This is a genomic window from Vibrio sp. FE10, from assembly GCF_030297155.1.
In the GTDB taxonomy this organism is placed as follows: Bacteria; Pseudomonadota; Gammaproteobacteria; order Enterobacterales; family Vibrionaceae; genus Vibrio; species Vibrio apostichopi.
This window is the reverse complement of sequence record NZ_AP028068.1, coordinates 1,476,663-1,490,912: the sequence shown is the minus strand read 5'-3', so window position 1 is coordinate 1,490,912 and position 14,250 is coordinate 1,476,663. Positions and strand designations below refer to the sequence as shown.

11 protein-coding genes and 2 tRNA genes are annotated in these 14,250 nt (G+C 44.8%); 3 read left to right on the top strand and 10 right to left on the bottom strand.

The window, feature by feature from the left end; translation table 11 throughout:
* Window positions 1-7 precede the first annotated feature (7 nt).
* From QUF19_RS23550 to QUF19_RS23525, 6 genes are all read right to left on the bottom strand, one after another.
* Window positions 8-1,369: a DUF1800 domain-containing protein gene (locus QUF19_RS23550; protein WP_286300226.1), complete on the bottom strand. Its 1,362-nt coding sequence runs from the start codon at window positions 1,367-1,369 to the stop codon at window positions 8-10.
* A 140-nt stretch (window positions 1,370-1,509) separates the two neighbouring features.
* Window positions 1,510-1,941: a GNAT family N-acetyltransferase gene (locus QUF19_RS23545; RefSeq protein WP_286300224.1), complete on the bottom strand. Its 432-nt coding sequence runs from the start codon at window positions 1,939-1,941 to the stop codon at window positions 1,510-1,512.
* 122 nt (window positions 1,942-2,063) lie between these two features.
* Entirely contained in the window at window positions 2,064-2,558 is a 495-nt protein-coding gene (locus QUF19_RS23540; RefSeq protein ID WP_286300222.1) for a GNAT family N-acetyltransferase, read from the bottom strand.
* Window positions 2,559-2,609: 51 nt separating this feature from the next.
* Window positions 2,610-3,032: an N-acetyltransferase gene (locus QUF19_RS23535; protein WP_286300220.1), complete on the bottom strand. Its 423-nt coding sequence runs from the start codon at window positions 3,030-3,032 to the stop codon at window positions 2,610-2,612.
* A 101-nt stretch (window positions 3,033-3,133) separates the two neighbouring features.
* A complete protein-coding gene (locus QUF19_RS23530; RefSeq protein ID WP_004731484.1) occupies window positions 3,134-3,472 on the bottom strand; it encodes a zinc ribbon domain-containing protein YjdM in 339 nt (112 codons plus the stop codon).
* A 198-nt stretch (window positions 3,473-3,670) separates the two neighbouring features.
* Window positions 3,671-4,834 carry a threonine/serine exporter family protein gene (locus QUF19_RS23525; protein WP_076654024.1) on the bottom strand — a complete coding sequence of 388 codons (1,164 nt, stop codon included), beginning with the start codon at window positions 4,832-4,834 and terminating at the stop codon, window positions 3,671-3,673.
* A gap of 521 nt (window positions 4,835-5,355) precedes the next feature.
* Here QUF19_RS23525 and QUF19_RS23520 point away from each other — a divergent pair.
* Window positions 5,356-5,430, top strand: a tRNA-Gly gene (locus tag QUF19_RS23520).
* A 38-nt stretch (window positions 5,431-5,468) separates the two neighbouring features.
* A tRNA-Gly gene (locus QUF19_RS23515) sits at window positions 5,469-5,543 on the top strand.
* A gap of 178 nt (window positions 5,544-5,721) precedes the next feature.
* Here QUF19_RS23515 and QUF19_RS23510 read toward each other — a convergent pair.
* Entirely contained in the window at window positions 5,722-8,007 is a 2,286-nt protein-coding gene (locus tag QUF19_RS23510) for a glycoside hydrolase family 9 protein (RefSeq protein ID WP_286300199.1), read from the bottom strand.
* A gap of 300 nt (window positions 8,008-8,307) precedes the next feature.
* Here QUF19_RS23510 and QUF19_RS23505 point away from each other — a divergent pair, with 300 nt between their 5' ends.
* Window positions 8,308-8,565 (top strand): hypothetical protein, encoded by a 258-nt coding sequence (locus QUF19_RS23505; protein ID WP_065104693.1) that lies wholly within the window; start codon window positions 8,308-8,310, stop codon window positions 8,563-8,565.
* 108 nt (window positions 8,566-8,673) lie between these two features.
* Here QUF19_RS23505 and copI read toward each other — a convergent pair whose 3' ends face one another.
* The 3 genes from copI to QUF19_RS23490 all read right to left on the bottom strand — a co-directional run bounded on the left by copI (window position 8,674) and on the right by QUF19_RS23490 (window position 14,250).
* Window positions 8,674-9,264 carry a copper-resistant cuproprotein CopI gene (gene copI / locus QUF19_RS23500; RefSeq protein ID WP_286300195.1) on the bottom strand — a complete coding sequence of 197 codons (591 nt, stop codon included), beginning with the start codon at window positions 9,262-9,264 and terminating at the stop codon, window positions 8,674-8,676.
* Between the two features lie 106 nt (window positions 9,265-9,370).
* On the bottom strand, window positions 9,371-12,514 hold the full coding sequence (locus tag QUF19_RS23495) for an efflux RND transporter permease subunit (protein WP_286300194.1): 3,144 nt from the start codon (window positions 12,512-12,514) through the stop codon (window positions 9,371-9,373).
* Window positions 12,511-14,250 carry an efflux RND transporter periplasmic adaptor subunit gene (locus QUF19_RS23490; RefSeq protein ID WP_286300192.1) on the bottom strand — a complete coding sequence of 580 codons (1,740 nt, stop codon included), beginning with the start codon at window positions 14,248-14,250 and terminating at the stop codon, window positions 12,511-12,513. Before QUF19_RS23490 ends, QUF19_RS23495 begins: the two co-directional genes overlap by 4 nt.

Genomic DNA, 14,250 nt, shown 5'->3' with positions numbered 1-14,250 from the left:
CCCACTCCTAACGATATTGAAACTGTGGGCTTAACCACAACAAGGAAAGTTGCATTGCAGCGCTGTCGGCTTTGCGCAAAACAATTTGAGTATGTTCATCAATCGCATCGCCATATAAAGCTGCGATCACGTCATCCACTACCGCCTTTGGTTTTGTACCAGACGCCTTAGCCGACTTTATCGCGATTGAGGCCAGCCTATTAGCGACTTGCATACGTTGAGTCAATGCCGAAGGGCTGTTGTAGTCTCTATCTTGATCCGACCATCCTGCCGGTGAACCCGGTTTAAAAGGTGGTTGACCTAGTGTATTGAGAGTATTCAGTGCTTGCTTATCATTAAGAGGAATGTCGGCGCTGCGAAGTACCGCAAATAGCCACTCTTTCGGCGGTCTAAATCGATTGGGCTTGGGTTCATTTGCCTCTGTGCTCCCCAGTAACAAGCGGTAAACAGGCAGTAAATCACCATTGCCCTTTAAGTATGCAGCAACCATCTGTTCTGAAAGATCGTTAGGCGTGCCACCAATAAAGTGCTGGCAAAGCTTATCAACCAAATGTTTGGCTGTGTCTTTATGGGTAGCTAAGGCTTTTAAACACGACTCCCCCTGTGAGATACCTGATTGAGAGTAGGATTTTCCAAGTAAGGTGATACTGCCTGGCTCATGGAGGTTATTGGCGAATCGAAAACCAGCATTTGGGGATTGGAATTTAATACCCCACCCCGAAATCGCCTTCGCCAATGCAATCACATCTTGTTGAGTATAGGAGCCATCAACACCAAGAGTATGAAGCTCTAGAATTTCACGAGCGAGGTTTTCATTCAGCCCCTTATCACGGCGCTTACCTACTTTGGAATTGGGCCCAATCGAGAGTTGATTATCTAGATAAAGAAGCATGGCTGGATGTTTTGAAGAAGCCATCAGCATATCGCCAAAGTTGCCATTCCAATGCTGGCGAACCACATCATTTTCAATACTTGCAGCCAAGGGCATCAGCTTTCGATTGTCAACCGAAACGGCAAAGTGGTTACTCCAAAACTGAATAATGCGCTCTTGAAAACCATAAGGTGTTTCAACGCTTTGCAGATGGCGAGCTTGAGCTTGTTGTCGGTAGTGAGTACGAAGAAAAGACTGTGCCTCTTTCTTCATTGCTTGCATCTTTTGCTCATCACCCTTAGCCATTCTTCGCTGTTCACGATTCTCACCGACGGTTATCAGGATAGATTCGGTTGTGGGTAGAGCTTGAATGGACTGATGAACGAATGGCTTTTTATCCAACTGTTCTAAAGGAGAATAATAGGCTGTTTGACCTAATCTAGGCCCAAAACCAAACCTTTGCTCACCCACGATTTTTGAAGTCGGGTAATAATTCATTGCACACTCCCTTACGCTCGATCTGTTCTAAGTGTAATCGCTTAGTCATCAAGCATAGGGAGCTTTACAAGGTTTTACGTTAGATGGGTTTCAGGTGCCTATCAAGTTACAGACACGGTGTGACCATTTTGGATGAATGTCTATTTACGCCACATATATACAAACTGGTCGTTTTGCGCGGTGATTTCAAAACCAAATCTTAAGTAAAGCTCTCCAACGCGATTACCTTGCAGATAACACAACTCAACCGGCTTACTGAGCTTATCTGCGTGAGCTAAGTAATCGGTGAGGATTTGGCTACCGATACCCTTTCCATGATATTCAGGCAGCAAAAAGAATCGGCAAAAGTAGAAGTGGTCACCTTTATCTTGCATCAACACACTGCCAATCGCTTTGCCCTGATACTCAATGATTTCAGGCCTTTCTTCTTCCCACTCTTCGGCGTGTATGTCTCGTTGAACTTGCTCATCCCAGCCAAAAACAGCCTTGATTGGCTCAAATTCAGCCGCCTTTTTTAGCTCGAACAGAAATTCATAATCTGATGACTGAGCAGGTCTTGTCGAATACTTCAAAATATCTCCAACAATAATCGATGAACTATAACCAAAGAAACCACCATCAATGGTGGCTTCAATTTAATAAAATCTCGCTAACGGAAAGTAAGCGAACATAAGCAAGTGCCATGCTTTAGTGTTCATTTTGGGTCTAGCTGATAACGCAACACCTCTTGCTGATCTTGCTCTGAATAAAAGATATTTAAGAACTGGCCGCCGCACTTCTCAATCACTTTTTGCGAAGCAACATTGTCGCAGTCACAGGTAATAATAGCGCTTTCGATAAGTATATGACGTTGAACCCAAGACAACATGTGACTTGCGACTCCTCGCCCTCTCACTTGTGGCAGAGTCTCGTAGCCGATGTGCCCGATAACGTCATGAATGTATTCACTGGTACCGTGACGAACTCTAATCACGCCAAGAATCTGACCAGACTCGATACAAAAGTAAGTAGAAGCTGGCGTCCACCCTTCTGGCAAACACTCACCTTTTGAATAAGCTATTCGCCTTTCTAAGTAAGTATCACTGCCATCGGTAATACCGGTATAGATTTCGAGTCCATCATCGATACAAGCTTTTACATAATGGTGGAACGCATTCGAGTGCGCCATGTCGGCTTTGACTATATCCATATAACTTCGATTCCTACCTAATACTCATCTAACTATTCACTAAGCCCAACGCTAGGCTAAATACATGGTGTACTCTTGGTGTCCTGTGTGCTCATCGGCTTGTTCACTTACGATCTTAAAGCCTTGAGAGAGGTAGAACTCAATGGTCGCTTGATTCTCTTTGTACACATTCAATGACAAATTAGGGCATTCAAGCTTGGCGTGTTGCATAAGCTGTTTCCCAGTGCCACTCCCTTGATGCTCAGGGCAGACAAAGATCGCGGCCAATATCCCCTCATAAAGCGAATAAAACCCACGAACTTCCCCATCAACTTGGAACACATAGGTTTGTGAGGCAGGAAGGTAGATATCGCGCATATTGCCCACTTGTGACTCCCAAAATTCAGGCGTCATAAAGTTGTGTGCCTTAATGGAGGCCGTGAGCCAAATATCTAGAACCGTTTCGGTGTCGGCTGCGCTGTATTCTCTGATCATTTTGATTCTCTAACGTTTGAATTTGACTCTGTTTGCTAGTCAGTATGCTCAGAAACGGCCTAATAATATTGAAGATTTACGACAATAGTTCGAAAGAATGGTTACTGCTTTTTCACGTATTTAGCTGTCACAAGCATTTCACCGCCACCATCAAGCTTACAGTCTAGTTGGTGATCTTTGCCTTCATTGATACGTCTGATTACCGCTTTGGTGCCTATTTTCAGTACAGAAGAACTGCCTTTAATTTTTAGGTCTTTAATGAAGGTAACTTTATCGCCACTTTCTAATACAACACCATTCACGTCCTTAACACGCGCAGCTTCTCTTTCTAAACGTTCTTCTTCCGGATTCCATTCATAGGCACACTCAGGGCAGATTAGGTTGTTTTGGTCTGGGTAGACATATTCAGATTGGCATTGCGGACAAGGAGGTAAAGACATACGTTAATACTTCATTTAAATAGAATTTGCGTCCATTTTAATGACTCTTGCTAGGCTTAGCGAGTACAAATCTACCAGATTGTCTGAAGATAAACTTAAAGTAGGAAAAGAGCGGCTCTAAAACGAACAAACACAGCCATTAAGCTGCGTTTGTTTAAGAAACGAGGTTACCTGAGCGGCACCAGTAATCTAGTCAGATTAACGCTCTACTTTTGGCGAGTAGATCGAATATGCCGTGATTTGTCCTGCCACAATCGCGGAGAACATAAACAACGCCGATAAACCAATGCTTGGGATCGGCAAGATTGACTGCTCGAACACCGATTGGCTGGCACTCACTAATACACGGCTACCCGGAACCAAAATGATAATGCCTTGCACGATGTAAATAGACCCAGTGAGTTCCATTTTTTTAGCAATCCAAGTGCCGTACAAAGTAATAAGAACGGTGGTTACCCAAGTACCCACAACCCAACCACTATCAAAACCTAGATAGAATGGACCCCACATACCCAGAACCGCAACTGGCAAGCCAAGTAAGATGTCTTTAGGGCGAGCATTGAACATCACACCGATAGACACAGAGATCAACACCAAGCCTGATATGTGCATCCACACTGGTACCGCATTGGTATAGTCGATAGAAACCGCTTGTCCCCATATCGCTTCACCAATATTGAGACCCATGATAATCCCGACAAACAGCTTGATCAGCGTTAAGGCACTCTGCCCTAGTAAACTAGTACCAGAGACGAGATCGTTGAAGGCCAAACATTCTAATGCGTTGGCTATCGATAATCCGGGGACGAACAAGACGATTGACGCAATACACAACGCCCACACAGGGATTGGCAAACCAGTGCTTGCCAAAAACGCCACAAAGATACCCGTCAATAATGCAGAGATAAATTCAACCGCAATTGCGCGACGTGAATGCAGCACTTGCTGACATACCCAAACCATCAAACCCAATAACGCAGAAAAGCCAACCGCTTCCAACGTACTGCCGACTAGCATCAAATACGCAGGTGGAATGCCCATATTAGCTAGTGCGGTAACAAATTTAGAGTAACCGACAGGCTCTGGTACAGGCTCACTGCTTGGCTGGTTAATACGAATGATGGTATTGGCCAACAAACTCAGGTTAATTGACGCAGGCTTTAGACGCTTAAGAATAACGGCGTTGTTATCGTCTGGAAATTGATAGTTAATAGCAGTTGGCGTTGCTTGGATCATCACATCCACACCATGCTTTTTTGCATAGAATTGTGTGTACTTTTCAAGCTTATAGGGAGCACAACCGCTGCGGTGAAGAGTGTCACCAATTTCAACAATTTTGTTAATTCTGAACTGAGAAGGCATGGGTATTTTAGGCGAGACAAAATGTGCGGCAAATGTACCAAACGACAGACGGAATGACGAGACTTTTGCGTGAATTATCAACTAAATTCGTTACTTTTTTCTGCGAACGCACAGAGGCGTGTATCACTCTACTCATTTGGGATTAGTTTAGTGAATAATACGAATCATTCGTAAGTTAAAACCATGCATCCACATTGTTATAAACGCACTTATAAATTTGGCTTAAATCACGATTGTGTTAACACGTTTAATCTCAGAGTTTGCCTGCGTTGCTGAGGAAATAACATTCAATATCGGGTTATAAATTCATCCCAAAATCCCTCTCAATAAATAATAAACTAACTGCGACGTTAAACCTTGAGCTTAACGAGAGTTTAGTCACATTTTATTCACTCTCAAACCGGCAGATATGATTGAAAAACTAGCGTAGTGGTGGTTATGCGAGCACTTAGAATAAAAATGAAAGAAAAAGGTTTCGTTTTCAGTTAGATGTGGCATTATCAAACTCGTTAAGACGATGTGCGTACATCGTATAATGGCTATTACCTCAGCCTTCCAAGCTGATGATGCGGGTTCGATTCCCGCTGTACGCTCCAGTCTTCTTGATGCCTCAGTCTTACTCATAAGACAGTGTGCGTGCATCGTATAATGGCTATTACCTCAGCCTTCCAAGCTGATGATGCGGGTTCGATTCCCGCTGCACGCTCCAACTTTTCTTTAGTTTCAAATTCTCTTTATTTACAATATCCCTTTAGATTTTCCATCTCATCTTAGCTTCAAAACCTAAAACAATTAGAACTGCGCACTTCATTGTGTGATTTTTTGTATTTAAAAGAGCAATACCAAATGATATTACTCTTTGAATATTCTTAATTTAATTGATTACCTCAATCAAGCTGCCCTTCATCTAAAGCAGAAGTAACCCATACTAGTGGCGCATTCCAGTTGATGGTTATCTCGTTCAACGTCCAAGCTCCAATATTATCGCTGTAACACGTTTGTCCAACACATTTACCTTTCATCACAGCGGCAATAGGATCACTAAAACTTACCGAATTTGGGCCTCCAATTAACGCACCCGGCGCTGGTTTTGGTGAACTTTCATCAGCAGCGTAAGCCCAGAATCGATGATGAGGATTCTCAGCAGGTTTCGTTCCATAACCAGTAACATAAGAGATATTCATCGGGTTACCTCCGAGGATATAATCCATCGCACTAGCCGCCGCTTTGATGTATCGAACATCATTAGAAAAATCGTGAGCGTAAATCAAAAAAATACTTCGGTTTACAAGGTTAGAGTTTGAGCCCCACGAATACTCTTCGACTGTATAAGGGATGTTGTAGCCTTCATTGGCAACTTGCTTGGTATAAGATTCTGCCGTTTTAATGATGTTCTTACGTGCTTGTTCAATAACTTGGCTGTCCAATGAGTTAGGTACCACGGCTAAACTCACGGTGCCCGCAGGCGCTATATACTGCCAGTACATGTCACCATCGGCGTTGATGTTCCCCTTCGGCACTTCAAGATAGTGTGGAGAATCAATCAATACTTTTTTGTAAACCTCTTCATTGGTTGTGATAAAGAGCTCGGCCGCAGCCCAGTATCGCTCATCACTCAATTCAATATCATCATACGGCCCAGAACCTGTGAAGTTGTCGTAAGCATAGATATCTTGATGTTGATTTGCGGCGTTCCATGCTTTGGTCGCTGAATCCAAACATAACTCCGAGAAATCACTGTCGATATCTTTCCAAATACGTGCGCACTGAGCGCCAATTGCGGCCAAATTTAATGAGGCCGCTGTCGTAGGATAACCAACATAACGTTTCTGAGTATCTTTGTGTGGCGGTAATGGCATGCCAGTCCAAGACTCATCTGCGATCTTGTGGAATGCCAGCCCTCTCGCGTTAATCTCGGTAAGTTTTAGCTGTTTACTGGCAGACTGATTACCAACAGGAACGGCTATTGGCGTGTCAGAGTCAACTTGCATCGCCAACATGAACTCTATGTTCCAGCGCGCTTCAGACAACAGCGGATTCACACCGTTATTTGCTTCAGGGATTTTTACTTTCCCATCAGAAAACGGAAGTGATTTGTTCTCTAAGAACTTGCCTCGCTCATATAAATTCAGGAGCGTCCAAGTTGAAATACCACTATTTACTGTGTACTTACCATGGTCGCCCGCATCGTACCAACCACCGGTTGCATCAATAGTCAGATCACAGCCAGGCCATCTATTTCCCCAACTATCGACTTTATCAAAACATGTCACCCTGTCGGACATGTGGCCACCAGGCCTCGCGAGATCGTCGCGTTGAACGAACTCAGGTTTTATATCTATACCGCTACGATTTTGATAAAAATAAGACAAAGCATCGAGCTTTAACTGGCTATAAACATCGCTTCTAATATCGAATGGATAACTGACATCATCGCCGACTTTGATCGTTAATCCGTTCATTGTCTCTGTATAATTTGAAAGGTTAAATCGGTGAATGTGCTCACCCGACGCTTTATTCAGGCCGAACACTTCTGTTTTACCGAGGTCGAGGCTGATCCCAGAATGAGATACTAATGTCCATTTAAGAGGTTCAGTTGACGAGTTTTCAACAAAGATATACTTGTCGGATTGAGGTAAGAAGCCAACTTGGTTAGCTCGAATAGGCATCTTAGTCGCTACTTTTACAAATGGCTTACCTACAACAGAAACGTTATCAACACAGATGACACCCGTTTTCTGTGCTCCTAATTGAAACTGGAATTCTGTATCGGCGTCACTCTCAAGTTCTTGCACAAAATCAAACGTATAGCTTTGCTTGTCTATTGATACACCCACGTCACTTAGAAAATAATGCGTATAAGGAGGCCCTTCATGTTGGATCAAGGCTTTCATCTCAGTATCAGTATTTGCATATATATCGAACGATACCTGATATTTCTGGCCTTGCTCTAAACCAATACCGCTGTGGCCTAAAATTACATCCCAAGAATTGTTCCCCGGGTTTTTAATATCAATACAAGCTTCGTTGTTTTCTGTTGTTACATCGGCTCCTGCATTCCACCAACCATTCATATTGGCTTCGAAGTTACTATTTCTAATCTGCTCTTCTGCGTGTATCGATCCAGAAGATAAAATCATGACAATCGCGAGAGATAACGTTCCTTTTTGCATCATTCTTCCTTAGAAATGTTTCATATATCCAAGGAAACTAACTAAATAGATTCAATAATAGAGAGTTAACATTCGCAAAAAACAGACTCGTAAAAATAAATCTTATGATTTCTTGTGATATTTAACACTAAGGAACAAGCTCATGAATCAATTGCATGGATAGCCAAAACGAGTTTGTGACGGTACTTTTGATTTAGCCAAGAGTTTCACAAAAATGCTGGTTTAATAATCTTGGTCAATATCCTAAAAAACGGTTGTGTTAATGTGCGCGCATTAGCAACAACCCCAAAATAATTAAAAATGTTTAAAAGCAATGAGTTAACAATCAACATCGAAGCAATCAATGTCGCATTATCAAAAGTCGAAAATGCGAACAAAATTCAGCTTAATACGTTGAAAGGTTATGTGAGTAGCGAACCAGAACAGGCCGTGCTTGCGTTTCGTTCTTTGAATGAAGTGGACTCGATCGACGACAAGCTTAAGAAAATAATGTCAGAGCTACCACACCTCAGTGGCGAAGCTCACCACCTGCTGGAAACATCGATCCTATTACAGTAGTGGCCAAGAAAGATAAGTCTCAACTAGCGCGATGAGCTAAGACTTATCTTTTAGCTTTCTGTTTTTAGTACTTTTCTAGCAGCTATTTCTAACTCTATTAGATAATGCCTAAAGCGTTATCGACTTCGTCATGCCCGCTTCCGCGTGTCCTGGAATATTGCAGGCAAATTCGACTTGATTATCACCGTGGAAATGCCAAAGCATCTGCTTCGCTTTGCCCGGCTTAACTGTGACTGTACTGCCCGAGTCATGAGCGTGGTTACCCATATTTTTCATCATTTCTCGATGCTCTAACTGCTCTGAGGCAGAACCAATCGAGAATTCGTGGTCAATCTTGCCTGTGTTCATCACAACGAACTGCACCACGTCGTTCGGCTCAATATCAACCTTGTTCTTAAAGGTGATTTTCATGTCATCGCTCAGTAGGACATGAACCACTTTATCCGGTTTTGCGCCTTGAGCTGGCATCCCAACTTCTGACATACCTTCCATGTCCATCATTCCATCCATATTCATCATCTTCGAATGGTCCATATTTCCATCCTTCATCATGCTGTGATCCATTTTTGAATGATCCATCTCTCCACTCTTCATCATCGAGTGGTCCATGCTTGAATGGTCAACAGCTGAGTGGTCCATTTCAGCAAAAGCCGTTGCAGTAGTTAATGTCAGTGCAATCGCAATAAGTGTCTTTTTCATGATCGTTCCTTAGAATAATTCAGTTATTTATTTGTTAGTTTCACATGTTCATGTGGTACGCCCTTACTCACTCTGTTTTGGTAAGTAAGGGCTAATAATCAATACGTTATTTGTTTGTCTCGTTTTGGCTGCGGGTAATCTCACGCTGCTTCCAAAGCTTAAATATTGCTGGGAGCACCAATAGCGTGAGCAATAACGCAGACGCCATTCCGCCAATCATCGGCGCGGCAATTCGTTGCATCACTTCAGAGCCCGTTCCTTCGCCATACATGATTGGAATTAGGCCAATGATCACCGTAAGAACCGTCATCATTACTGGACGAACACGAAGCCCTGCCCCTTCACGGATGGCATCCGTTAGGTCAGCTTGTTGAAGTGTTTGTTGGTTCTCTTCTGCATCGAGCTTTTTGTAGTGCCACGCTTGATTGAGATACACCAACATGATCACACCTATCTCGACCGCAACGCCGGCTAATGCGATGAAACCAACGCCCACTGCGATAGAGAAGTTGTAATTGAGGTAATGCATCAACCACAGTCCACCCACCATAGCCAAAGGAAGTGTTGCCATGATCATCATCACTTCACCGACTCGTCGGAAGCTCAAGTAAAGTAACAGCATGATGATAGCGATGGTGATTGGCACAACGACACTCAAACGATCCTTCGCACGCTCCATGTATTCGTATTGACCCGACCAAGCGAGCGAGTAACCCGCCGGTAATACAACTTGGTCAGCAACGACTTGCTGCGCTTCTGCCACGTAAGAACCAAGGTCACGCCCATCAATATCCACAAATACCCAGCCATTAGGACGCGCATTCTCTGTTTTGATCATTGGTGGGCCATCTTCGTAACGAATATCAGCGACGTCAGACAGCGCGATACGAGCACCGTTTGGCGTAACGAGTGGCAAGTTCTGCAACTTCACCACAGAGTCACGGTAATCTTGCGGGTAGCGGACGTTAATTGGGTAACGCTCCAGCCCTTCTACCGTTTCGCCGACATTCATACCGCCAACTGCAGTCGAAATAACCTGCTGCACTTCTTTGATGCTTAATCCGTAACGAGCAGCAGAGCGTCGCTTGATGTCTATCGTCACATAACGTCCACCAGCCACACGTTCGGCATACACAGAAGCCGTGCCACTTACACCATTTAAGATAGGCTCCAGCTGAGAGCCAATATCCTCGATAACACTCAGATCTGACCCTGCTATCTTGATTCCGATTGGTGTTTTAATACCGGTCGATAGCATGTCGATACGAGTCTTGATTGGCATAACCCACGCGTTCGTTAAACCGGGGAACTGAATCAGATCATCGAACTCTTTACGTAGCGACTCCGTAGTGACACCGTCACGCCATTCATCGCGAGGTTTAAGCTGAATAACCGTTTCAATCATGGTCAGTGGTGCAGGATCGGTTGCGGTCTCTGCTCGTCCAATTTTGCCCCATGTGGTTTCAACTTCTGGGATGGTTTTGATTAACTTGTTGGTTTGCTGGAGTAGTTCACGCGCCTTACCTATCGAGATCCCCGGATAAGTGGTCGGCATGTACATCAAGTCACCTTCGTCCAAAGGAGGAATGAACTCGCTGCCAAGCTTGCTGGTTGGGTAATACGCAGACGCCATCAAACCAAGAGCAATAACAATCATCACCTTTGGATACTTGAGGCTGAGATTCAGAAGCGGTTTGTACATCGCTACCAAACTACGGTTCACTGGGTTTTTATGTTCAGGTAGCACATTTCCACGAATGAAATACCCCATTAACACAGGAACCAATGTGATAGCCAAACCTGCAGCCGCCGCCATTGCATACGTTTTAGTAAACGCGAGTGGTGAGAACATCTTGCCCTCTTGCCCTTCTAATGCGAATACAGGAACAAAGCTTAAAGTAATGATAATCAACGAGAAGAACAGCGGTGCGCCAACTTCTTCTGCAGCCTTACCAATCACCTGCCAACGGTTTTTATCAGTCAGAGGCGTTCGTTCTATGTGCTTGTGAACGTTCTCTATCATTACGATCGCGCCATCGACCATGGCACCAATCGCAATCGCGATGCCACCGAGGGACATGATATTGGCGTTAATGCCCTGCCAATGCATCACGATAAACGCACCTAAGATACCGACAGGCAAGCTAAGCGCGATAACCAACGACGAGCGGATATGGAACAAGAACAGCGCACACACAACCGCAACCACGATGAACTCTTCAGCCAGTTTCTTCCATAGATTTTCAACCGCAGAATCAATCAAGGTTGAACGGTCATAAGTCGCGACAATTTCAACGCCATCGGGTAAACCGGCTTGCAGCTCTGCAAGTTTACTCTTAACAGAATCAATCACTTCACTCGCATTTTCACCAAAGCGCATCACGATAACGCCACCAACCGCTTCGCCTTCACCATTGAGCTCAGAGATACCCCGACGCATCTGCGGGCCAAGGTTAATGTCAGCAATATCACCCAATAACAGCGGTGTACCTTTATCGGTCACTTTTAGTGGCAGTGATTGAATGTCTTCAATGCTTGTGAGGTAGCCAGTGGTACGAACCATGTGCTCCGCTTCAGCAATCTCAACCACTGAGGCACCCGTTTCTTGGTTGCCATCTTGGATTGCCTTGTTGACTTGCTGAAGCGTTAGGTCGTAAGCACGTAATTTGGCAGGATCAATCTGTACTTGATACTGCTTCACCATGCCACCGACAGTCGCGACTTCAGACACACCATCGACGGTTTGCAGCTCGTATTTCAAGAACCAATCTTGCAGGCTACGAAGCTCTGCTAAGTCGTGCTTACCAGTTTTGTCTTGCAGTACATAGCTGTAAACCCAGCCCACACCAGTTGCGTCTGGCCCTAATGTTGGCTTGGCACTTGATGGCAAGTTAGGTGCTACTTGGCTTAGATATTCCAATACCCTAGAGCGCGCCCAATACATATCAGTATCATCATTGAAGATGATATAGACGTAGGAATCACCAAAGAACGAGTAACCACGAACCGTTTCGGCTCCCGGCACGGCTAACATCGCAGTGGTGAGTGGGTACGTTACTTGGTCCTCAACCACTTGTGGCGCTTGACCCGGATAACTGGTCTTGATGATTACCTGAACATCAGACAGATCAGGAACCGCATCGACAGGTGTATTTTTAACGCTGTATAACCCGCCAAACACGATAGCGACCGTCGCGACCAGAACCAAGAATCGGTTACTGATGGACCAACGAATGATTGCATTGATCATAATGTGCCCTCACCTGTGCTATTCGTCGGTTCGAGAGACTTGAGCACATAATCCGAGCCCTGTTTCGCCACTAGAAACCGGATGGTTTGACCCTCAGCAAACTCGGATAAATCGAGGTCTTCACTCGCTTGGAAGTTCATCTCACCTGCTTTCCAATCCCACTCAGGCACTGGCTTGTGATTTACCGTGATCATTCCGAAGTCTGCCATCAGCATAGTGATGTTTCCCTTCACCCACACTTCGCCAGCCATTTGATGCTCGCTCACCTTGTAATCAACAACTTCATACTGGCCTGACTCTGTTTTCATCATCTCAAAATCAACGACTTGCCCACGCTTCACGTCGGCCATATCTAAGCCTTCTGCGAAGGTGAAATTCATCACCATGCCCGGCCAATCCCATTCAGGAACAGGTTGGTGATTGATGGTCGCCATACGGCTGCCTTGCATCACATCTGCAATTTCACCTTTTGCCCAAACCGTTTCGGCTTGCTCTTCAACGCCATTGATTCGTGACAAATCAGCGGATTGGCTAGATTCAGAGTCCAACATGAAGTGCGCGGAAGTAACAATGTGTTCGCCTTGTGTGAGCCCCTGCAACACCTCGATTTTCTCGCCAGCTTCACGCCCGACTTCAATGCGTGCTGAACGGTATTTGCCCTCTCCTTCGGACAACACCACTCGAGTCATGCCACCTGAATGGATAACCGATGATCTTGGAATGGTGAGCACGGCATCATCACTGATTGGTTTCAACGCAATATTGGCGAACATATTCGGTTTGAGCTCGCCATTAGGATTCGAGAACTTCAAACGAACACGTAACGTTCGAGTTTTTGGGTCTAGGATTGGGTAGACATAATCAACGTTGCCCTGCCACTCCTTACCGGGAATCGCATCCAGTGTCATCTCTGCATTACTGCCCGACGAGATCCAGTGTGCTTGGCGTTCAAACACTTCAGCATCAACCCAAACTTCATCTAAAGGCCCGGCACTGATAACTGCTTGAGCTGGCGAAAGATAACCACCCTCACGAATGTTGAGGCTAGCGATAACGCCATCCGCAGGCGCTTTGATTTCTATGGTTTGCGAGGCTTTACCTCGGCGAGTGATCGAACGAATCTGAGCTTTATCGACACCCAAAGTAATCAAGCGCTCGGTGGAACCTTTGATTAGTCCTTTGCGACCCGTTTTGTACGCACTAAGTAACTCTTCTTGTGCCTTAACCAGCTCTGGAGAATAAAGTGTGAACAGCACATCGCCCTTGTTCACCTTCTCACCGACAGCATTGATATAAAGCTTCTCAACCCAGCCAGCTGCTCTTACGTTGGTTTGCCACAATGTACTTTCATCAAACGCCACATAACCAACCGTTTCAATCCGAGGAGACAGTGCTTCGAAGTTAACTTTCGCTGTTTTGACACCAAGATTGTTTTCTACCGACGGGTCGATAAATACGGTTCCTGCCTTGTCTGATCCTCCACTTAAGTCATCCGCATAAACAGGAATTAAATCCATCCCCATAGGAGACTGACCCGGCTTGTCACGCTGATAATTTGGGTCCATCGGTGCAACCCAATAAAGAGGATCATCACTTGAACTTGCTGCTGAACCTGTCCCGCTAGAAGCAGCCATTGCCGACATATCGTGAGCTGAATTAAAGAGAAAGTGATTTGCACCAAAACCTAATGCGCCACCGACCAATAAAGCGATAGTCGCTACTTTTACTGTATTCAT

Coding starts and splice junctions, on each gene's coding strand:
- QUF19_RS23535 (WP_286300220.1), bottom strand. CDS start 3,032: ATGATCAGAGAATACAGCGCAGCCGACACCGAAACGGTTCTAGATATT.
- QUF19_RS23525 (WP_076654024.1), bottom strand. CDS start 4,834: ATGCCTTCTCAGTTCAGAATTAACAAAATTGTTGAAATTGGTGACACT.
- QUF19_RS23490 (WP_286300192.1), bottom strand. CDS start 14,250: ATGAATACAGTAAAAGTAGCGACTATCGCTTTATTGGTCGGTGGCGCA.
- QUF19_RS23505 (WP_065104693.1), top strand. CDS start 8,308: ATGTTTAAAAGCAATGAGTTAACAATCAACATCGAAGCAATCAATGTC.
- QUF19_RS23530 (WP_004731484.1), bottom strand. CDS start 3,472: ATGTCTTTACCTCCTTGTCCGCAATGCCAATCTGAATATGTCTACCCA.
- QUF19_RS23510 (WP_286300199.1), bottom strand. CDS start 8,007: ATGCAAAAAGGAACGTTATCTCTCGCGATTGTCATGATTTTATCTTCT.
- QUF19_RS23550 (WP_286300226.1), bottom strand. CDS start 1,369: ATGAATTATTACCCGACTTCAAAAATCGTGGGTGAGCAAAGGTTTGGT.
- QUF19_RS23495 (WP_286300194.1), bottom strand. CDS start 12,514: ATGATCAATGCAATCATTCGTTGGTCCATCAGTAACCGATTCTTGGTT.
- copI (WP_286300195.1), bottom strand. CDS start 9,264: ATGAAAAAGACACTTATTGCGATTGCACTGACATTAACTACTGCAACG.
- QUF19_RS23540 (WP_286300222.1), bottom strand. CDS start 2,558: ATGGATATAGTCAAAGCCGACATGGCGCACTCGAATGCGTTCCACCAT.